The sequence below is a fragment of the Celeribacter marinus genome (assembly GCF_965656515.1).
In the GTDB taxonomy this organism is placed as follows: Bacteria; Pseudomonadota; Alphaproteobacteria; order Rhodobacterales; family Rhodobacteraceae; genus Celeribacter; species Celeribacter marinus_D.
Genome location: NZ_CBFHKW010000045.1, coordinates 1 through 20,658, shown reverse-complemented (window position 1 = coordinate 20,658; position 20,658 = coordinate 1). Strand labels below are relative to the sequence as shown.

Below are 20,658 nucleotides of genomic sequence, written 5' to 3'. Positions count from 1 at the left end.
TGCGCGCGCGGTTTTGGCCAGATTAGCACGTGGATGAGGGGATCACGGCGATACATTTCAGGATCGCTTATAATTTCAGCAGGGAGCTTTGAAATATCAATGCGCCTTGGGCGGCGGGTTTCGATTTTCGCATCAACTGTGGCACCTGACACCTGTTCGGTGTCGCGTTCGGTTGCGCAGGCGCGAATTTCATCGCAAAGTTCGGCTTCGCGTGCTTTGAGGTCGGCCATCTGGGCACGGATGTGTGCGAGGTCGTCAACGGCACGAAGGGCGGCGAGATCAGTCTTAGGGGCGATAGCAGTGTCTGTCATGGTTAAGTCTCCTTAACGCTAATGTGCGGCAGAGTCGGTTAATAAAACCAAAACAAAAACGGAAAAGAACGGTCATGGCAGCAATGAAATGTTTTGAAGTGATTGCGGCGGCGCAGGACACGGACCTGAGCGTGGCATTGACCTATGATCAGCGCTTGTTACGCCGCAAAAAATTGACCTGCGCTACGGGCGAGGTGTTTTTCGTGGATTTGCCCCATACGCAATCGGTCACGGCGGGGCAGGGGTTCTTGTTGGAGGATGGACGCGTTGTGGCCGTTGTGGCGGCTGATGAGGCGCTGCTTTCCGTGTCGGGGCGCATGTTGTTGCACTATGCGTGGCATATCGGCAATCGGCACACCCCGTGCGAAATTGCATCTGACCGCTTGATTATTCAACGCGATCCTGTCCTAAAAGCGATGTTGGAACAGCTTGGTGCGCAGGTATCGGAGATTGTGGCCCCGTTTTCTCCAGAGGGCGGCGCTTACGGACATGGCCGCACGATGGGGCATGACCACGGCGCGCCACATGACCATGCGCACGATCATGCCCACTCGCACGATCATTCGCACACGCACGATCATTCCCATGACTGACGCGTCTCTTTTAACGCTCACACAGTGGCTTTCGCCTGCGTTTCCTGTGGGGGCGTTTGCCTATTCTCACGGGTTGGAATTGGCGGTTTCGGACGGGCATGTGCGCAGTGCGGATGATGCGTTTGCGTGGTTGGAACAGACCCTGACCATCGGTGGCGGTAAAGTGGACGCGTGGCTTTTGTCGATGACCCTACAAGGTGCCGATGCGGACGATATGGCCCAGTTGGCCCAGGCCGTGGCGGGGACGCGCGAGCGGTGGGAGGAAACGGTCCAACAAGGGACGGCGTTTGCCAAAACCGTGAGTCAGATGACGGGCGTTGAGTCTCCTGCGCGCGCCTTGCCTGTGGCCGTAGGCGTGGCTGCGCGGACGCTTGACCTCGCGCCCAAAACCGTCATTGCGCTATACCTGTCGAGTTATATGTCCAATCTGGTCAGCGCGGGGGTGCGGTTCGTGCCCTTGGGGCAAACGGACGGTCAAGTGATCCTTGCGCGGTTGCATCCGCTGATTGACGCACTGGCCGAGCGCGCGGTGTACGCGACACAGTCCTCCTTGACGACAAGCGCCTTTGCGGCCGATTTGGCATCGGCGCGCCACGAGGACATGGACGTTCGCATTTTTAAAACCTGAAACGGCGCGCGCATACTGTCTATGTGGCGCAAGAGACGTAGGAGTCGTAGATATGGCATCCCCAAATGGACCTCTTCGGGTCGGCATCGGCGGCCCCGTTGGCGCGGGAAAAACCACGCTCACCGGCGCTTTGGCGAAGTCGCTGTCGCACCGCTATTCGGTCGCGGTCATTACCAACGATATCTACACGCGCGAGGACGCCGAGGCGTTGATGCGCCAACAAATTCTACCGATGGAGCGCATTCGCGGGGTTGAGACGGGCGGGTGCCCGCATACGGCGATCCGAGAGGATGCCTCGATCAATCTGGCGGCGATTGCGGATTTGACCGAGAGTTTTCCCGACCTTGATGTGATCTTGATTGAAAGCGGCGGTGATAACCTTGCCGCGACCTTTTCGCCCGAACTGGCCGATCTGACCATCTATGTGATCGACACGGCCGCGGGTCAGGACATTCCGCGCAAACGCGGGCCGGGGGTGACGCGCTCGGATATGTTGGTTGTGAATAAAGTGGATCTGGCCCCCTATGTTGGCGTCGATCCCGCCCTGTTGGAGCATGATACGCGATTTGCACGCGGTGCGCTGCCTTATGTGATGGCGTCTTTGCGCGATGGGATGGGGGTCGATGTCGTTGTGCGCTTTGTTGAGGAAGAGGGCGGGTTGGCATAAGGCCACTGCCGTTTCTCTAGGCCGTGTCGGGGTGTGAGGGCGTGGATTGTGGATCGGCAAGCATTAGTCGCGCCCGTTTGCGGGCCTGTCTGAACCGGCGGGCCTTTGGAAATATTGCACAGACATGTTGGCACAGCGCAAAAATGCGCGCGGGCTTGTCGTGCGCCTCGAGCGCGGTGAGCAGGTTGTGCAGGTAGTGTTTGTTGGTTTGGCGCGCCCTGAGCAGGTGCGAGAGTGTGGCAGGGGTCAGCGTCCCGTTCGCCGCATGGGCCAAGAGAGGCTCAAGGCTGTCCATCTCCACCAGCCGCGCCTCGAGGTTCGCGCCAAAGTGGTGCACGGGCCGCCTGACGACATGCGCGGCGTTGAACAAGCTCGCGTGCATGGCGTCGACCGTTTCGTGCGGGTCATATAAAATCCACGCGGCCTGCGCGCCCTCGATCATGTGCGGGGCAAATCCGTATCGTTTCGTGAAATCCGTGCGCTTCGTTGAGGGGTAGCGATCGTCCCAACAGGCGAGCCGGCTGTCGAGCGTGGCCTGCGGGGCCAATGCGATCACATGCGCCCCGGGAGCCGCCACACTAAACGCACAGGCCGCATATCCACACGGTCCCGCGCCATAAAACACGACGCGGTCGTAATCATCGAAAAAGCCGTTTTCAACGTATCGGTCAAAGGCGTCATAGACCGGTTGTGCGCGAAACCACGGCGCGGTTGCGGCGTTTGAGTGCGCAATGAGCGATAGGTGTGACCATCCGTTGGCCAGCGCGATATTGAACCCGACAGGGTAGCCGTTTGGCGAGGTTTGGGTAGCGTGTGCGAAGGTGTCGAATGACACGAGTAATGTGCCGTTTCCCTCGATGAATGCACAGGCGTGGTCGGGACCAAGCTCTTCGAAATAGCCTAATTCTTCTGCGGTATCGTCCACTGCCGCGCACCACGCGTTGCGCGGCAACGTGCTAATATCGTCAAGGTCGGCTAAGACCAAAGGAGTATATGCTGTTTCGCCAGTCATCTTTACTCTTCACATTTTGTCTGCGTCAAACATGCGCGTCCGATTGGACGGGCTGTCCCATATCTGGCGCAAAATGGTTAATGCTCCAAGGAAGAACTAAGGCGTTCTATGGGTAATAAAAAGTGTATTTGCACGGAATGTGGCTCATTGTGTGCTAGACGGAAACAATGATGGGAGCGCGCCATGATTGTGTCGCTATGTGAAACGATTGGCGCAGATATTTGGTATCCGAGCATGGCAAAGCCCCGCGCGCACGGCTCAGCGTTGCACGAAGAGGTCGGTCTTGACGCGTCGTGATCCGCGCCTTGAGGGCATTTAAGTGAGGATAATACCGATGGTCACAGCACCCAGACCGAGTGCGGATGTCATCAGCGCAAGCATGTTCAACGGCACGACTTTTTGCAGCCGCGCGAGAACCTCTTCGTCTGTTCCGCCCAGCTTTTTCGCCTTGAGTGCGGCAACGATACAGTAGACCAACAAGGCCAAACCGAAGAGCGTCAACAAAGCGCCTACCCAAATCATCCAAGCCATGCTGTGTCCGTCCTTGTGTCTTTGATCTCTGAAGGTGCGCCTCTCATATCCGCTCATGCGCACAGGTGCAATCATCCGGTCGAACCATGCTGGCGACGCCGCCGGCATGGCGCGCGGGGCTTGCCTTGATCGCGGGTGCGCGCTAGGAAACGGCTTGATACAATCCAGATAAAAAGGGTCTCTGGCATGATGGACGATACCACTTCAGGCGCGGATGCGACCTACCGTGTGACTGCCGATGAGCTGCGTTCTTTCGTCGAGCGCTATGAGCGTCTCGAAATGGAGAAAAAGGACATTGCGGACCAACAAAAGGAAGTGATGGCCGAGGCAAAAGGGCGTGGTTACGACACCAAAGCCCTACGCACTCTTATTGCGCTACGCAAAAAGTCGTCTGATGAGATCGCCGAAGAAGAGGCTGTTTTGGAGATGTACAAAGAAGCTTTGGGTATGAATTAGGACTGTGGATGAAAAACTGCGCGCGAGGAAAGAGATGACGCGGCGGGTTTTGCGGCGCATGATCTTGTCGTTCATCGCGCTGTTTTTGGGGTTTGGTATTGGCTTGGTCGCTTTGGGGTTTACCCCCGCGCTTGCCGCCGCCTGTCCTGCGTGCTTTGGCTTCGTCAAGGTCGCGGACGGGGTGTATTCCGAAACCGCCGATCCGATGGTGGCACCCGAACTGGTGCGGCGCGTCGAGGTGGCCGAATCCCGTGTCGAGGCTGCCTTTGGCGCGGTGCACCGTCCGCGTATTCTGGTCTGCTACACCGATACATGTCATAAGATGATGGGCGATATCGGCCCTTTGGCGATGACCTACGGATCGTTGCTTTTCTATTTGTCGCCGCACGGCCACGACATCGACATCATTGCGCATGAATTTGTACATTCGACACTTCATAAACAACTCGGTGCACGTCTTCAGGCGGGGTTTCCCGCGTGGGTCGATGAGGGAATTTCTGTCTATGTCTCACGAGACAGCCGGTTCGATCTCAATCCTGAGACATGTGATGCGGGCGTAGGTCCGATGCCAACCTCCGCCAAAGACTGGCGGCGGGCCAATTCGGCGCAAGACTTTTCCGCATATGGGCGCGCAGGGTGCCGTGTAGCTCGGTGGCTCGTTGAACACCCTGAGGCGGGTCTTGACGGATTGATCGGCACCTATGTGACAGCAGGCGACTAGCGGCGCCTAAGTGATGAACTCGACGCCTTTGAGACCCTCAATCAGATACAAGTCATCGTCATAGGTCGTACTTAACCGCTCGATCAATGCGTCATCCCAATCGGGCAGGTCAATTTCCTCTTCCATCTGTGCGGGGTCGGCATATTTTTCGAGGAACGCCCCCAAAATGCGTTGAAACTGGATTTCGGTCTTTGGCTTGTGCGTTTCCAGATAGGACCGCAACCGCGTGATCCCTTCGGGTTTCATCAAGGTCGCTATCATGTCGAGCGCACCGGCCAAGGGCACAGACCCGTTTACATCAGCAATCCGGCGGATGAGCCGCCCCCAAATCACGGGCGTGTCCTCAAAGGCGTAAACCTTAAGAGCGACATCGGGACAGATGGTGCGAATGGTGGCAATCAGGCGCGACCATCGCAGGTGGTCAAGGTCCAGATCGCCTATGAAGGCCGCATAGCCGCGATTGCTGTGATCTTGGGCAAACGCTGCGGGAACAAAACTGGCGGGATTGCGTAGGCCCAGCACGAACTCCACGCGATGGTCCGCAAACACATTTCGCAGCCATGCAAGACGAAATCGTGCTTTGGCATAGAGCGCTGAGTCCGCGAAAATACCCTGCGCGTGGCATATGATATTCTCATCGCTGAGCACCAGGCGCTGACAGGGTTTGCCCTGTGTGAGGTGATCAATCAACGCGCGCTGTGCCTGTTTCGTGGCGGGCGTGGCCTTGCCCGCCTTCATAGCGTCCAAGATGAGGGGTTGGGCAACAGCAGGGTCGGGCACACATACACCGTACTCGGACAAGCGTGCCTTGTTCTTGAGCAATCCGCGCATAAGCGCAGGGCCGTTGGTGGCGTGCGCGCCGATATGTATGGAAATGATCATGGACCGCTTACCCGTTTCGTTTCCGAACCAACCGTCGAAAAATACTGACTTTATTTGTCCATCATATGCGCTTTTGTGGACAGGGAAACATGTTTCGCGTATGCGGTGGGGCGAAATGACTGACCAAATCACTCAATTACAGCGGGCGACCCCAAAATCCGCTCCAAATCGTGCCCCAAAGTTGCGGCGCGTGCGCTGGGCCGAGCCGTGGTCGGTGGGCGCGGTGGTCATTGCCGCCGTGGTTTTGATGCCATTGATTGCTGTCATCTGGATTGCCCTGCATCCCACAGATAATATTTGGCCGCATTTGTTGTCGACGACACTGCCGCGATACGTGCACACAACGGCGGTTCTAACGCTTGGCGTCGCCCTTTTGGCGGCCTGTGTCGGGACAGGCGCGGCGTGGCTTGTGACCATGTACCGCTTCCCTTTGAGTCGCGTGATGGAGTGGCTTTTGCTCCTGCCCTTGGCTATTCCGGCCTATGTTGGTGCCTATGCTTTGGTCGATTTCTTTGAGTATGCGGGGCCGGTGCAAACGGCCATGCGCAGTGTGTTCGGCTGGCAGACCTCGCGCGACTACTATTTTCCTGAAATCCGTTCCCTTGGCTCGGCCATCATCGTGCTTGCCGCGGCTTTGACGCCCTATGTCTTTTTGATGGCGCGTTCGGCCTTTCGCGAGCAATCCGGCTCGATCTATGAGACCGCCCGCGCGCTCGGGGCGGGACCGTTTGCACGGTTCTGGCGCGTGGGATTGCCGATGACGCGCCCCGCTATCGCTGCAGGAACGGCGATTGTGATGATGGAAACCGTCTCTGACTATGGCACAGTGTCCTACTTTGCCGTGCAGACCCTGACCACAGGGATCTTTTCGACATGGCTAGAGGGTGGAAATGCGGGTGGGGCGGCACAAATTGCCTCTGTCGTTTTGCTCGTTGTCTTTCTGTTGGTCGCACTCGAAAAATCATCGCGCGGCAAGGCGCGGTTTCACGCAGGCGCCCGCCATCCGCGCCCGATCACGCCGATCCGGCTGACAGGGGCACGCGGTATGCTGGCCTTGGCCGCATGTGCCGTGCCGTTTGTCGTCGGGTTCGTGCTCCCCGTTGCTGTGATCGGTGTGCATGCGATGGGCGAGCCTGAACAATGGGCGGCCCCCGGATTGCTCCAAGCCCTAAAAAACACACTCACCGTAGCAGGTGTCGCCGCCGTGATTACCGTGAGTGCGGCGTTGTTCATGGTCTACGGTGTGCGCCTGACGGGGCGCAAATTGCCCAAACTCCTTTTGCCTTTCACCACCCTTGGGTACGCCGCTCCGGGCGCTGTATTGGGCATCGGGATTTTGATTCCCATGGCGGGGCTTGATCACGTGATCGCGGATACGTGGGAGCGCCTGAGCGGCAAGGACATCGGCCTTTTGCTCACTGGATCGTCCTTTGCCATCATCCTCGCCTATGTTGTGCGGTTTTTTGCGATTGCCCAAGGGGCCGCCGATGCCGCGATGGGGCGTGTGGCCCCCTCGCTTCCCATGGCGGCGCGTTCGCTTGGTCAATCTTTGTCGGGCACATTGCGCCGTGTCTACGTGCCGCTCATTCGCGGCTCCGTGGGTACAGCTCTCTTGCTGGTCTTTGTGGATTGCGTCAAAGAACTGCCTGCGACATTGCTGTTGCGCCCGTTCAACTACAACACCCTTGCCACGCGCGTGCACGAAAAAGCATCGCTCGAACAGCTCGAACAAGCCTCCCCTGCGGCCCTTTTGGTGGTCGCTGTCGGGCTTGTCGCGGTGATCCTCATGGCCCGCTCCGAGAGCGCCTCCGATTTGAGCTAGAGACTTACAAACTATGAAAACACTCGACATTATTATCGTTGCTGGCGTCTCGGGATGTGGCAAATCCACAGTCGCCAAAGCGCTCGCCTATACGGCGGGCTATCCGTTCCTTGAGGGCGATGAGTATCATCCTGCTGAAAACGTGGCCGCCATGGCCGCAGGAACCCCCCTCACGGATGAGATGCGGTGGCCTTGGCTGACCCGATTGGCATGCAGTGCCGTGGATATGGCCCAAGAATCAGGAGGGGCGGTGATTAGCTGTTCGGCCCTCAAACGCGCCTACCGCGACTTGTTGCGTACCCAAACGGGCGGATGCCGGTTCGTGTTGCTAACAGGCGAGCGCGACCTGATCTACGCGCGAATGGCCGCACGCGCCGACCACTACATGCCGCCCACGTTGCTGGACAGCCAATTTGCGGCGCTAGAAGCCCCAAATACCGATGAAATCGACCTGATCGAGCTGTCAGTCGAAGGCTCTTCGGCACAAGTTATAAAACAAGCGCACATTGAGCTAAATTTTGACTTGCACCCCAAAGCGTGACGCTCTAAACGATCCCCCAATGCCCCTATAGCTCAGCTGGTAGAGCAACTGATTTGTAATCAGTAGGTCCGCGGTTCGAGTCCGTGTGGGGGCACCATTTTCCAGCCTTTAGTTGACCGATACGCACGCGATATTGCGCGTGGTACGTGATTTTGCGTTATGCTGTTACCAGACGGCGCGGTTTAGATGATTTCGTCTTCGTCAAAGAGTGGATCGTCGGTGAGTTGGTCGTTCATCTCGACCATCATTTCTTCGGCGCGGCTCACGGATTTCACGCGGGCGAGGTGAAAGACCGCATCACCTTCGTTGACCACGGGCATGACCGCGCGCCCAACGATGATTCCGCTGAACGGGGCTAGAATTTCGCGCTCCACCTGTCCAAACGGGTCAGACACCGCGGCCATCACATCGCCCTCGGCCACAACATCACCATCCGCTTTGAAGGTCCGCAACAAGCCGCCCACGGGCGCGCGCAGCCATTTGCTAGAGTTACAGTATTGAGACGGTGTTTTGGTTTTCGAGATGCCTTTGGCGGAGACCATGCCGACATGATGGAGAACGCGTAGGATGCCTGCTACGCCCGAGCGCACCGACATTTCGTCGAACCTTAGCCCTTCGCCCGCCTCGAACAGCAACACATCTTTGCCGATGTCTTTTGCCGCCCCGCGCAGTGATCCCTCCCGCAAAGGGGACTGCAAGATAACAGGTGCGCCGAACACTTCGGCCAGTTTGGCGGTGCGCGGATTGTCTGGTGATATGCGAATTTGCGGTAGGTTGGTGCGGTGGATAGCGGCAGAGTGCAGATCAATGCCCAAATCACACCGTGCAACAATTTCGTTCAAAAACAGATGCGCCAGACGTGAGGCCAGTGATCCGTCCGAGCTTCCCGGAAACGAGCGGTTGAGGTCGCGTCTGTCGGGTAGGTAGCGTGAGTGGTTCATAAACCCAAAAGCATTGACGATGGGGATCACAATCAGGGTGCCGCGCAAGGATTTAAGGTTGGGCGTGCGCAATAGCCGCCGCACAATCTCAACACCGATCACCTCGTCACCGTGCACGCCCGCACTCACAAAGACCGTGGGGCCGTCTAGACGTCCATGGATGACGTGGACGGACATGGCGACAGGGGTGTGGTCGGATAACACGCTGACGGGTAGGGCGACTGTGCGCTGCGCACCGGCCTCGATCTGTGTGTTTTTAATGGTAAAGGGCGCGCGGCGTGGCATGGCCGTTTCCTTTGGTGTGAGCCTCAATCGGCGCGATTGCGCGTCAACACCAGTGGATGATCTGCTTTGGTAACGCAAGCGCCATTCTCATGCGCTTGCGGTCGATGTCTGGGTGCCGTGGCCTTAGCTATAAAGGGCCTTGGCCTGTGTGAACGACAAGAGGCGTTTTGTTTTGCTGTCCCATAGGTGCAATTGCGCGCTACGCAGGCTTTCGCGAATGGTCATACGGTTGATTTGCGACAATTCCGAGTGATCTTTGAGCACTTCGGGCAGGCGGTAAAACGGAATACGCGCGTACAGGTGATGCACGTGGTGAATGCCGATATTGGCGCTCAGCCACTGCAATACGGGGGGCAGGACGTAGTAGGAACTGCCCTCAAGTGCTGCTTCGTGGACTTGCCATTCCTCTTCAAAGGACCAGTGCGTGGTTTCAAACTGATGCTGTACGTAGAACAGCCAGACACCTGCCGTTGCCGCCAAAAGGGTTGAAGGCAAGAAAATCAAGAAGACCGCAACTGCGCCGCCGAAATGCCAAATCAGACCCAAAATGATCAAGATCGCCGCATTGGTGCTCATGGCGCTGACCCAGTATTTTGCGCGGGCCATCAAACCGAGCGGGAGGCGGTTTTGGAGAAAGAACAAATAGCCGGGGCCAAACCCGAACAACACAATCGGGTGGCGGTACAGGCGGTACATTAGGCGTTTGCGCGCAGAGAGCGCGGTGTACTCTGCAACGGTTAGCGTGTGGACATCACCAATTCCACGCCGGCCCAGATTACCGGCCGAGCTATGATGAATCGAATGCGAGCTGCGCCACACATCATAGGGCGTGAGGGTCATAACGCCAAGGATACGCCCGAGCCAATCACTGGCCGTGCGATTCTTGAGAAACGATCCGTGGCCGCAATCGTGTTGAATGGCGAACAGACGCAACAAAAAGGCCGCGTTGACGATCGAAATTGCAAAGGTCAGCCAGTAGCTGACCGCAAGTGCTTTCCATGCCAAGACCCACAAAAGCAGGAATGGACCCACGGTCACGGCGAGCTCGAAGAGGCTGCGCATAACATTTGGGTCACGGTATCCGGCGAGTATGCGAATCCATTCTTTGGCTTCGGGCATTGCAGGTGAGGGTGCGGCAATTTTGGAATTATCAGACATGCGCCTACTTTTTTCTATGTGTCGGCCAACCTCATAGCCGATTATGACGCTAGCGCAAATGTGACATGCGTCACGCGGGTAACAAATTTTACCCTTCGGCGGATTTTCTCGCATCACAAGAGCGTTCGGATCGCCTCATTACGTGGCGTTCACGCTGTCGTTTGACCTGCGTGGGCTGGCGTTTGCGACACTGTTTTGGGCCCAATGACGAGACAATCCAGTCATTTTTGTGATGTCTCGCGCGTCAACGTGTCGACGGGCCAAATAGCATAGGGGTGCGAGTCGTATACAATCGAGGTGGCGGGCGCATCTGTGAGCGGTGTTTTGTCGCGTCTGCCGACAATAACGCCATTTGGGTGCGCATGTATCCAGTGTGTAAGTGCATCCGCGGTTGCGATCGGCGTCATATGGCGGGTGGCCCGCGCACCAAAGTTGAACTGCGCATGATATTCGTTGGTAAAGACGGCAACGCCGCCTTCCTCATAGGGCGAGAGGGTCTGACCTATGATGCGCGCATCATAGGCGTCAAACAGATCGGTGAACCGGATCGTGAGGCCAAGGCAAAGAAGGAGCCCCAATGATAAAACCGCCCCGCCGCGCACTATGTTATCGCTCATCGCCAATCCACTCACAGCCAAAAGCGTGAAGCCCACTGCGAGTAGGGTGATCTGGGGCGCTAATAGCTCGGACAGGTGCGTCACGTCCACGACCCCCACGCCCGCGGCGCAAAACAGCGCGCCCGCCAATGCGATAAGGGCAGCAGGAATCCACGGGCGTGCATCGCCAAAAGAGGGGCTTAAGCGGGCAACAATTAGGGCAATCGCGGGCAGTTCAGGGACAAGGTAGTGCAATTGTTTGCCGCTGATAAAGCTGAACAGGATTAATGAGGCGCCGCCCCAAATCGCGGCAAGGCGTAGACCTGTGTCCGCCCATGAGGCTTTAGCCGCCGCGCGCCAAAGTTGCGGCACAAAAAACCACGGAAACAACACCAGCGGGGTGAGGGCCGCGTACCAATAAAAGGGACGCGCATGGGCAAAGGATTGGGCAATACGTCCTGCGCTTTGCTTCCACAAAATGGCGTCACGGTACTGCGCGCCGCCCGAGATGATCGCGGGCACAAGCCAAAGTGCGGCCACTGCAAGACCTGTGATCAAAGCGAGGCCAAGTCCCGCGCCCAATCGGGTCGGTGTGACGGGGCCAAGGTGTTTGGCCCACACCGGTGCAAAGAGGACGGCGGGCAACAGATGCACAAAGATCACCGGACCCTTGGCCAATGCGCCAAGGGCCAGCGCCACACCAAAGCCCGCCCAATAGCGCCAACGACCCGTTTTGAGCGCGGCCAAAAGTGCCAGCAGGCCAAGCAATGTTGCAGTGGCCAATGCGGTGTCGAACATCGTCGCCCCGCCGTAAATGGCGAATGAAAATGTGCCCGCCAAGGCCCACATCGCCCGCCCGCCAACGCCAGTGTCGTCTGGCCAAAGCTGTGTGGCCAAGCGACCTGTGAGCCATATCGTGGCAAGCGAGAACATGGGGGCGGCCAAGCGCGCGACATATTCGCTCACGCCAAACACCCCCCAAAGCAGGTTCATCACCCAAAACAGCAGCGGTGGTTTATGCGTGTAAAGCTCAAAGTTCTTCGTGGGGACAAAGTAGTCGCCTGTTAGGTGCATATCCCACGCCACACCGACGTAACGGGTTTCATCAATCGGTAAAAGTGGGCGCAAGGCTATCCCGAACAAGGTCACAACAGCAAACACGACGAGCGCAGCATAGCGGTTTGGATGCCCCATTATGTCGCGTCCTCTTTTGCCGTATTGGACAAGAGCATCAGGTTGCGCACGTAGATAAACAGACCCATCCCCTGACCTAGGATAAACACGGGGTCTTTGCGCCAGAGCGCGTAGATCAAAAGGGTTGAGCCGCCTGCAAGGCTGAACCACCAAAACGCATGCGGCACCACGCTTTGGCGTTTGCGTTCACTGGCGATCCATTGCACCAAAAAGCGCGAGGTAAAGAGCAGTTGTCCAATAAACCCGATGCTGATCCAAAAGCCGTCCGACATGCGCGCTGTCCTTTGATAGCGATGTGTTTTGACGCCCTATGGCGATCGCGCCTTACGAGAACCTGACGGGCGGTCTATAAGAGGGCAGAAGAGAGAGCGGCGAGGGGCACAGACCATGCGATTGTTGGTGATTGAGGACGAGGTGGCTTTGGGTGAGACCGTGTGTGCATATTTGCGCGCCGCCAGTCACGCCGCTGACCACGTCACTGATCTGGCGTCAGCCCGCGCAAGTATGGCGGGGACAATGTATGATTTGCTTTTGCTCGATCTTGGTTTGCCCGACGGGGACGGGCTGACGTTTTTACGCGCGCTGCGGCGCGATGGGTTTACGCCACCGGTTTTGATTGCCACGGCGCGCGACCGCATTTCCGAGCGTATCGAGGGGCTAAAGGCGGGGGCAGATGATTACCTTGTGAAGCCCTTTGATCTCGATGAGATGGTCGCGCGGATCGAGGCCAACTTGAGCCGCCAGACAATTTTGGCGACACCGGTGCGCGCGTTTGGTGACGTCTGTGTGCATTGCTCGACAAAATCCGTAACGGTGGCGGGGCACACTGTTGATCTTACGCGCCGCGAATGGGGGCTGATTGATCGCTTGTCGTCGCGCCCCGATATGACCTTTTCTAAATCTGATCTGGAAGACACGTTGTATGGGCACGGCTATGAGGTCGAAAGCAACGCTATCGAGGCCCATGTTAGCCGTTTGCGCGCAAAGTTGGGCAAGACAGCGGTGATGACGGTGCGCGGCATCGGCTATAAAATGGGGCGGACATGAGCCTCGAGCGTCCCCATAGCCTCGCGCGCCGTGTCGCGGTGTTCACCAGTCTCGGTTTTGGCGTAGTTGTGTCCTTGTCGATTTTGGTCATGGCGTCCGTGCTTCAATCCGAGACGAGCGAGCAGCGCGACGAGGCTTTGCGCGAGATGTCACCGATTGCTATGGCGCTGTTGACGCGTGCGGTGCCGTTGGGCGGTACGGCGGGTGTCGATATCGCTCAACACGGTTTAGGCGATCTGGACGATCATGAGACGTCTTTGGTGTTTGCGCTTGTGGATCCGCACGCAGGAATCCTTTTGAAATCGCATGGCAATGCCGCGTTTCCCGACCCCCAACGTGTTGGCACCGAACGGTTTTACGCTGACGCGACACATCGGTTCTATATAAGCGCACCCAATGCGCGCGGTGAGGTTGTGATCCTCGCAGAGGCCAATGCGGAACGAAAAGAGGCCGTATTGGAAAGCCTGTTGGCCTTTTCTGGTCCGATGATTCCGCTAATTGCGATTGCATTTTTAATGGTGCGCTGGGTGGCGCGCGGTGCGCTGCGCCCACTTATTGAGGTGAGCAACGAGATTTCGGCACGTGGTCACGGACTTTTGGAGCCGATCGAACGCGCGGGCTTGCCGAGTGAATTGCGCGCGGTTGTGATAACCGTAAACGGATTTATGGGGCGCCTGTCGAAAGCATTGGACGCCGAGCGCCATTTTGCCTCGAACGCCGCTCATGAATTGCGCACGCCGCTTGCCGTGGCCCTCGCCAAGACCCAACATTTAAAATCTCGTCACAGGAATGGCGATGTGGGTGAGATCGAAGCGGTGGAGCAGGCATTGAAGCACATGACACGTCTCGTCGAGCGATTGTTGCAATTGGGGCGTGCGGACGCGGGGTCGCGTGCGTCAAACATCCCCACCGATCTGGGGGACGTCTTGGCCCTCCTTGTCCATGAGCGCAGTGGTGTCGATCCGTTGGTGGCGGCGCGATTGGAGGTCTGCGTCGAGGACGCGCCTGTCATATCGCGGATCAGTGCGGATGATTTCGCGATCATTGCATCCAACCTCATCGACAACGCTGTGCGCTACGGCGACGAGACACAGCCCGTTGTCATTACGCTTGGAATGCACGCGCTGAGTGTCTCAAATCGCGGGCCTGTCATTGCCGCCGATGATCTATCTATGTTGACCACCCGATTTGCCCGCCACGATGCGCGCGGTGGCGGGCTTGGTCTTGGGCTATACATATCTGACACGCTGGCCCGAAATATAGGTGGGGCGCTCACGCTGTCGTCGCCCGCGATTGGTGCGCACGATGGCGTGAGTGCTGTGTTCACCTTTCCCAAGCCTTAGAACGTAGAGACGGCCTCTTGTAGGGCCGTAAGGATCACATGTGCTGAGGCCGCGCCGGGGTCCATATGGCCGATTGATCTGTCCCCAAGCTTTTTTGAACGCCCGCGTTTGCTTTCGATTGTGGCTGTGTAATCGCGGCCCTCTTTTGCGCCTTTGGCCGCGGCGTTTAGGCAATCGGTGATATCCGCGCCCGTATCAAGTGCGGCCTTGGCGGCGTTGACCGCAGGCACATAAGCGTCCACCATGGTTTTTTCACCCACACGCGCGCCACCACGGGCCACGATCCCGTCACTTAGCCCCTCGAGCCATGCCACCATTGCGGCGGCGTCAAGATTGAGACGGTCAGACACCGCCGCGCCCGCCGATTGGAAGGCCGAGGCATAAAGCGGGCCGGATGAGGCGCCAACAGCGTCCAAAAACACCTTGCCCATGCGGTCGCACATCTGCGTGATGGTCTCGTCGCGTGGTGTGTCAAACCCCTGACGTACGGCGGCAAACCCGATGTCCATCGTCACGCCGTGGTCGCCATCGCCAATGACACCATCCAGTTCGGACAACCAGTCGCGGTTGGCAAAAATGGCATCCGCAACCGCGAGCATCATGGTCCGGAACCGCTCGGGCGTGACGATCCCATCAGTTTTGAGGATGGAGCGGTCGATACGTGTGGTTTCAGTCGCGCTTTCATGGTGGCGTGCGGTGCGCGTCCCTTTGGGGGCAAGCGCGCCTGCGACCGTGAGCGCAGGGGTGCGACATGGTGTGTCGAGCAGGTTTTTGAGGTCGGCGTCGAGTTTAAGCAGCGTCACAGATGCGCCGGCCATCTCCAGTGAGGTGCAGTATTCGCCCACCCATGCGTAATGGATGCTCACACCGCGTTCGGCCAGAATCTGCGCCACGCGGCGGTGGATGATGTAGAGCTCCAACTGGCCCGTAGCACCAAGTCCGTTGACCAAAACCGCCACCTCGTCGCCCGTATCAAGCGCCATATCGTCGAGGATCATTCCCATTAATTCGTCGGTCACGGCGTCGGCGGTTTCAAGGGGGCCTCGGCGCATCCCCGGCTCGCCGTGTACGCCCATGCCGATTTCCATTTCGTTGTGACCTATCTCGAAATTCAGCTTGCCCGTTTGCGGCATGGAGCACGCGGTGAGCGCCACACCCATGGAGCGGCAATTGTCGTTGGCTGCTTGAGCCGCAGCCACGCAAGCGTCCAGATCGCGGCCCTGCTCGGCGGCAGCTCCCGCGATTTTGAACACGAAAAAGTCGCCCGCAATACCGCGCCGCTCATCCTCGCGGCCTTTGGGCGCGGAGGCCACATCGTCGGTCACTTGGACAGAGCGGGCAGGGATGCCCAAGCGCTCGCACGCCTCGGCGGCCATGTCGAAATTCATCACATCGCCAGTATAATTACCGTAGAGAAAGAACACGCCAGCACCACCATCAGCGGCTTTGGCCGCGTCAAGGATCTGTTCGGGAGAGGGAGAGGCAAACACGTTGCCGACGGCGGCGGCATCGGCCAGTCCACGCCCGACATAGCCAGCGAAGGCAGGCTCGTGTCCCGATCCGCCCCCGATGATGACGCCGACTTTGCCGTCACGCGGCCCATCTTTGGCCACGACCGCGCGCCCTGTTGCGCCCTCGATTGTGAGCATGTCGGGGTGGGCGGCGATCATGCCCTCAAGGGCGTGGGTAATGATGTCCTCAGGCGCGTTGATCAGCTTTTTGGTGCGAATGTCGTCGGTCATATTAACGTCCCCCTACAAAATCTTTGGCAGCGGCGGTTGTCGCCTCGATCCATGGTTGTTCTTTGGCAATGGCCGCGTCGAGGCCATTCTCGTCCAACATCAACCAGTGCTCTAAAATGACGCTCATATCCGCAGGGCAGTGTTTGAGTTGATCAAGGATCCACCCGATGGGGGCGCGGCCCTGTCCGAGTGGCACGCCGTGAATGCGAAACCCAACGCCATATGGGTCAGGCGTGATCTCATAGTCCTTGAGGTGCAGGTTAATTGTGTAGGGCGCGAGCATGGAAATGGTTTGCTCGGGCCACTCATTGGCACAGATCGAGTTGGCCACGTCCAAACACACTCCAAGGTGATCGTCGTTCACGGCATCGAGCAATTCGACCATACGCGGTGAGGGGTAGTTGAAATGGTTCTCGATTGCGATTTTCATGCCTTTGGAGCGGGCTTTTTCCACGCGCGGGCGCAATTGCTCGGCCAGTTCGGTGATGGGCACATGGCTGTCGGCCTCATCAAGGGCAACACGCATGATTTTTGCGTGCAATCGCTGCCCAATGTCGAGATAGCGATCCACTTCGTCGGCATCGAAACATTGCGTCCCAAGTTCAAGGATCAATCCCTTGTCTTGAGCGACTTCATACAGGCGGTGATGATCGGCCTCTGAATAGCGGTCAAGCGGCATATTGTCGGCATATTGCACAACCTCAAGGCCAAGTGCCTCCGCCCGATCCAGAATATCAAACGCATCGAGGGGTTTGGCGGGAACCTGATCTTTGATCCCGATAGACCAGCGATAGGCGTAACTGCCTAGTCCGAGTTTCATGGCGCTCTCCCTATGTCTTGAAAAAGACCGCGATTGCGACTTTCCCTTGGCCGATGATCCTAGAGAACATCGGCCGTTTGGAAAATGGAAAGATATGGTTCGGACGTGAAGATTTGCTTCAGATGAGATTTAGCTGTGTTTAAGTGAGTGCGTACCTCAGCTTAGAGGTGTCGGCATGGTGAGCCCTGCGTCTGTCGCGCAGGCGGCCACGCGTGTGAGCACTTCGTCGACCACAACCACGCCCTTGGACGCGCTTGCCGCGCGTGCGGTAGCTGCGCGGTCCCCAGGCACGCGCACGGGGCGGGCGGCATCAATCGGTGTATTGGCGCGGCAGGCGGCATTGAGATGGTCGGTTTGCTCCTTGAACGCCTCAAGTCCGCCAAATGCTTTGGGATCAAGTACTTGGAGAAAGACGTTCGCGCCCCAACGGGTTGGGGCCTCGACGCGACCATGAGCGGCGAGCGCTTGTGTGAGCATTTCGACCATGAGCCCCATGGCAAAGCCCTTATGGCCGTGATCCATGCCACCCACGGGCAAGATGGACCCTTTGGGGGTGGTGTTGAACACGGTCGGATCGGTTGTGGCGCGCCCTGTGTTGTCGAGCATCCATTCATGCGCAAACGGCACCCCCGTGTTGATATGCTCGCGCACTTTGGACACGGTGGTGATGGAGGCGCAGGTGTCGATCAGCACGGGGTGATCGGTGGCAGGATAGCCCACAGCCCAGGGGTTTGGCGTCAAAAGCGGCTCGGTACCGCCGAACGGCGCGACCCATTCACCCGATGGATCGGAGGTGGCAATGTAGCACACGTAGCCCTGCATCGCGGCGATGCGCGTTAGGGCAGACAGACACCCGATGTGATGACTGCGCCGGATCGCCATTGCGGCCATGCCAAATTGAGCCGCCCGCGCCATGCAGGTGGTTAGCGCTTGTGTCATCACCCAGTGACCGGGCAGGTAATTCCCATCCCACAGCATCGTCACCTTATTGTCGGCGATCACATCGTGGCTGCCGGTCGTGGTCATGTTGCCGGCTTTGAGTTCGGGCACATAATAGGGGACCATAGAGATGCCGTGCGTGGTCACGCCGATCTCGTCGGTCTGGATCAACAGTTCGGCCACAACGTCGGCTTTGGCTTTTTCCAAACCGGCATCCGTCAAAAGATCGCGGGCGAGGGTGAACAGGGCGGTGCGGTCAAAACGCTGGGTCATGGTGCTGCCTAATATGCTAGTTGATTTGGTATACCAAAATAGCAGTCGCGCGGCATTGTCCAGAGATTTTCGGTGCTGCGCATGGCACTTAATGCAAACCCCGCCTCATTGGGCGGGGTTTTGTGCTATGCAATCAATAGCTTGCTCTCGTACCCTTTGAGGCATTTCCGCGCGGTTGGGTGAGCGGCGTAGGGCATGGCGCGCAGTTCTGGGAAGATTTGGAACAGTTCCTCGCGCCCTGCGTCATCAAGCGCGCCGAGCGTGTGATCGGAGGGGTAGAGGCTTTCGCACGGGGCGCCTTCGGCAAACACGACTTCATGGCCGTCGAACATCATGTGGAAATACTCCACTGTGCCGCCCTCAATGCGGCGGATGGTGTCACCATTGACCAAATGGGTGGCTGCCGTGAACACTTGCTCTGAGGCAAACAAGACTTGTGCGCGCCAGTCCTGCATCAACATGCGATGCTGCGGAGAGACGATGAGGGTCTCGGTATTACCCATCGCACCTACGGCAAATTCGATAGGGGCAAAGGTGCCTAGCGCGGGGACTTCGCGTGAGCCGATCCACCGCAACGGTTGTGGGCCGTTGTCCATGGTGAGGATCAAGTCGCCGGCACGCAGACTCTCGACAGGGCGGGGACCGTAGGGCGTTTCAATGCGCGTGCCGCGCCCGAAACAAATGATCGTCTCGATATTGGTAAAAGTAATGACCGTGCCATCCGACAAGGTGACCGAGCCGTTTTCTTCGTCTGGTGTGGTGAACACAGCCGAGCCGGGCGTGTAAAGCCCCGGACCAAGCAAGGAGAGGTTGAGCACATCGCCCGCGCCGGTGTCGTTGGTTTCCTCACCGTCTATGGTAATGGCCGTACCATCAAGCTGGGAAGGGTCAATGTAGATGGTATCCGATCCGTCACCGCCATTGGCCGTGTCGCCACTGCCCGCGTAGATGATATCGTCGCCCAAGCCGCCATTCAGGATGTCATAGCCGCCATCACCGTTCAGGGTATCGTTGCCCTGACCACCGATCAGCGTATCGTTTCCGGCCCCGCCAGAGAGAGTGTCGTCGTCGACACCGCCATCCAGCGTGTCGTCGCCGTCCTCGCCATAAAGCGTGTCGGCATCGTCCTGACCGTAGATCGTATCATTGCCCGCGCCGCCATAGAGCGTGTCGGAATTGTTGGTCGGGTCTGTATCGGCAGAAGTGGTTTCTCCTGCATCATCAAGGTTGTACAGCTCGCTTAGTGCGTAATCCGCGTTGGTCGGGCCAAGTTCGCCGTAGATGATATCGTCGTCATCGCCGCCGTAGATCGTATCGTTGCCTTCGTTGCCTTCCAAAAGGTCATCGCCTGCGCCGCCCAGAACTGTATCGTCGTCAAAACCCGCATCGACGCTATCGGCGCCTGTGCCGCCCTCGATATAATCGTTGTCATCGCCGGTCAGGATCGTATCATTGCCGGCGCCGCCGTACACCGTGTCCATGTCATTGGTCGGGTCGGTGTCCGCGCCGTAGCTCAGTGCGGGATTGTCAGGGTGGGTGTAGCCTGTGTCAGGTAGACCTGTGCCGGGCGTGGTCCGCGTGTTGATATAGTCGTCACCATCGCCACCGTCGACCCAATCGCTCCCCGCGTTGCCGCGTAGATTGTCGTTGCCTGCACCGCCGGTGATGATGTCATCGCCTGCGCCTGCATAAATGTCATCATCGCCGTCACCACCGTCAAGGGTGTCATCGCCTGTGCCGCCGTCAATGTAGTCGTCACCTGCGCCGCCTAGAATGGTGTCCTCGCCAGCCTCGCCGTATAGGTCGTCATCGCCGCCCGCACCATCGAGATAGTCGTCGCCGTCACCGCCGTAAAAGACATTGGTGTAACCCGTGACAGGGTCGGGATCCATCCCGTCATAGCCGATCAGCGTGTCGTCAAAATCAGACCCGATGACGCCGTCCATGCCGCTGCCTGTGTCACCTGCCGCGTAGCCGCCCGAATAGGTGTTGGTGGCGAGATTGACGTTGACGCCTGCGTCCGAGCCGGAATAATCGAGTGTGTCCTGACCGCTGCCGCCATAGTTTTGGTCGGCGCCGAGGCCCCCAATGATCGTGTCGTTACCTGTGCCGCCGTAGATAATGTCATCGCCCAGACCGGCGTCAATGATGTCGTC

21 protein-coding genes and 1 tRNA gene are annotated in these 20,658 nt (G+C 58.2%); 10 read left to right on the top strand and 12 right to left on the bottom strand.

Going from position 1 to position 20,658, the window contains the following annotated elements; all coding sequences use genetic code 11:
• On the bottom strand, positions 1-311 hold a 311-nt coding region (locus ACTG34_RS10350), incomplete at its 3' end, for a hypothetical protein (RefSeq protein WP_439104846.1).
• Positions 312-385: 74 nt separating this feature from the next.
• Here ACTG34_RS10350 and ACTG34_RS10345 point away from each other — a divergent pair.
• The 3 genes from ACTG34_RS10345 to ureG are packed head-to-tail and all read left to right on the top strand — an operon-like array spanning position 386 to position 2,199.
• Positions 386-904 carry an urease accessory protein UreE gene (locus ACTG34_RS10345; RefSeq protein ID WP_439104845.1) on the top strand — a complete coding sequence of 173 codons (519 nt, stop codon included), beginning with the start codon at positions 386-388 and terminating at the stop codon, positions 902-904.
• On the top strand, positions 897-1,532 hold the full coding sequence (locus ACTG34_RS10340; protein ID WP_439104848.1) for an urease accessory protein UreF: 636 nt from the start codon (positions 897-899) through the stop codon (positions 1,530-1,532). The genes ACTG34_RS10345 and ACTG34_RS10340 overlap by 8 nt, the downstream gene beginning before the upstream one ends.
• A 52-nt stretch (positions 1,533-1,584) precedes the next feature.
• Positions 1,585-2,199, top strand: coding sequence for an urease accessory protein UreG (ureG, locus tag ACTG34_RS10335; RefSeq protein WP_439104844.1), 615 nt, complete (start codon positions 1,585-1,587; stop codon positions 2,197-2,199).
• 16 nt (positions 2,200-2,215) lie between these two features.
• Here the strand turns inward: ureG and ACTG34_RS10330 are convergent, their stop codons facing one another.
• Positions 2,216-3,211 carry a phosphoadenosine phosphosulfate reductase gene (locus ACTG34_RS10330; protein WP_439104843.1) on the bottom strand — a complete coding sequence of 332 codons (996 nt, stop codon included), beginning with the start codon at positions 3,209-3,211 and terminating at the stop codon, positions 2,216-2,218.
• Between the two features lie 315 nt (positions 3,212-3,526).
• Positions 3,527-3,742, bottom strand: a complete 216-nt coding sequence (locus ACTG34_RS10325) for a hypothetical protein (protein WP_439104842.1) — start codon at positions 3,740-3,742, stop codon at positions 3,527-3,529.
• A gap of 186 nt (positions 3,743-3,928) precedes the next feature.
• Between ACTG34_RS10325 and ACTG34_RS10320 the strand changes: the two genes are divergently transcribed.
• Positions 3,929-4,198: a DUF2312 domain-containing protein gene (locus ACTG34_RS10320; RefSeq protein WP_439104841.1), complete on the top strand. Its 270-nt coding sequence runs from the start codon at positions 3,929-3,931 to the stop codon at positions 4,196-4,198.
• A gap of 34 nt (positions 4,199-4,232) precedes the next feature.
• Entirely contained in the window at positions 4,233-4,919 is a 687-nt protein-coding gene (locus ACTG34_RS10315) for a hypothetical protein (RefSeq protein WP_439104840.1), read from the top strand.
• A gap of 6 nt (positions 4,920-4,925) precedes the next feature.
• Here ACTG34_RS10315 and ACTG34_RS10310 read toward each other — a convergent pair whose 3' ends face one another.
• A complete protein-coding gene (locus tag ACTG34_RS10310; protein WP_439104839.1) occupies positions 4,926-5,801 on the bottom strand; it encodes a hypothetical protein in 876 nt (291 codons plus the stop codon).
• A gap of 247 nt (positions 5,802-6,048) precedes the next feature.
• Here ACTG34_RS10310 and ACTG34_RS10305 point away from each other — a divergent pair, with 247 nt between their 5' ends.
• The 3 genes from ACTG34_RS10305 to ACTG34_RS10295 all read left to right on the top strand — a co-directional run bounded on the left by ACTG34_RS10305 (position 6,049) and on the right by ACTG34_RS10295 (position 8,261).
• The gene (locus ACTG34_RS10305; RefSeq protein ID WP_439104847.1) at positions 6,049-7,623 is read left to right on the top strand and encodes an ABC transporter permease; all 1,575 of its coding nucleotides are present in this window, start codon (positions 6,049-6,051) and stop codon (positions 7,621-7,623) included.
• 13 nt (positions 7,624-7,636) lie between these two features.
• A complete protein-coding gene (locus ACTG34_RS10300; protein ID WP_439104838.1) occupies positions 7,637-8,164 on the top strand; it encodes a gluconokinase in 528 nt (175 codons plus the stop codon).
• Positions 8,165-8,185: 21 nt separating this feature from the next.
• Positions 8,186-8,261, top strand: a tRNA-Thr gene (locus ACTG34_RS10295).
• A gap of 85 nt (positions 8,262-8,346) precedes the next feature.
• On the opposite strand, the gene ACTG34_RS10290 is transcribed toward ACTG34_RS10295, so the two are convergent.
• From ACTG34_RS10290 to ACTG34_RS10275, 4 genes are all read right to left on the bottom strand, one after another.
• A complete protein-coding gene (locus tag ACTG34_RS10290; protein WP_439104837.1) occupies positions 8,347-9,390 on the bottom strand; it encodes a succinylglutamate desuccinylase/aspartoacylase family protein in 1,044 nt (347 codons plus the stop codon).
• A gap of 123 nt (positions 9,391-9,513) precedes the next feature.
• Positions 9,514-10,548 carry a fatty acid desaturase gene (locus ACTG34_RS10285; protein ID WP_439104836.1) on the bottom strand — a complete coding sequence of 345 codons (1,035 nt, stop codon included), beginning with the start codon at positions 10,546-10,548 and terminating at the stop codon, positions 9,514-9,516.
• Positions 10,549-10,769: 221 nt separating this feature from the next.
• Entirely contained in the window at positions 10,770-12,338 is a 1,569-nt protein-coding gene (locus tag ACTG34_RS10280; protein WP_439104835.1) for an ArnT family glycosyltransferase, read from the bottom strand.
• Complete coding sequence (locus tag ACTG34_RS10275; protein WP_439104834.1) at positions 12,338-12,610, bottom strand: lipid-A-disaccharide synthase N-terminal domain-containing protein; 273 nt, start codon at positions 12,608-12,610, stop codon at positions 12,338-12,340. The genes ACTG34_RS10280 and ACTG34_RS10275 overlap by 1 nt, the downstream gene beginning before the upstream one ends.
• Positions 12,611-12,725: 115 nt before the next feature.
• Here ACTG34_RS10275 and ACTG34_RS10270 point away from each other — a divergent pair, with 115 nt between their 5' ends.
• A complete protein-coding gene (locus tag ACTG34_RS10270) occupies positions 12,726-13,385 on the top strand; it encodes a response regulator (RefSeq protein ID WP_439104833.1) in 660 nt (219 codons plus the stop codon).
• Positions 13,382-14,728, top strand: a complete 1,347-nt coding sequence (locus ACTG34_RS10265; RefSeq protein WP_439104832.1) for a sensor histidine kinase — start codon at positions 13,382-13,384, stop codon at positions 14,726-14,728. The genes ACTG34_RS10270 and ACTG34_RS10265 overlap by 4 nt, the downstream gene beginning before the upstream one ends.
• Here ACTG34_RS10265 and dhaL read toward each other — a convergent pair.
• From dhaL to ACTG34_RS10245, 4 genes are all read right to left on the bottom strand, one after another.
• The gene (gene dhaL, locus ACTG34_RS10260) at positions 14,725-16,470 is read right to left on the bottom strand and encodes a dihydroxyacetone kinase subunit DhaL (RefSeq protein WP_439104831.1); all 1,746 of its coding nucleotides are present in this window, start codon (positions 16,468-16,470) and stop codon (positions 14,725-14,727) included. The two genes, ACTG34_RS10265 and dhaL, sit on opposite strands and share 4 nt — an antisense overlap.
• A gap of 1 nt (position 16,471) precedes the next feature.
• Positions 16,472-17,290, bottom strand: a complete 819-nt coding sequence (locus ACTG34_RS10255) for a sugar phosphate isomerase/epimerase family protein (RefSeq protein ID WP_439104830.1) — start codon at positions 17,288-17,290, stop codon at positions 16,472-16,474.
• Positions 17,291-17,446: 156 nt separating this feature from the next.
• Positions 17,447-18,502 (bottom strand): Ldh family oxidoreductase, encoded by a 1,056-nt coding sequence (locus tag ACTG34_RS10250; RefSeq protein WP_439104829.1) that lies wholly within the window; start codon positions 18,500-18,502, stop codon positions 17,447-17,449.
• 125 nt (positions 18,503-18,627) lie between these two features.
• On the bottom strand, positions 18,628-20,658 hold a 2,031-nt coding region (locus ACTG34_RS10245), incomplete at its 5' end, for a Hint domain-containing protein (RefSeq protein WP_439104828.1).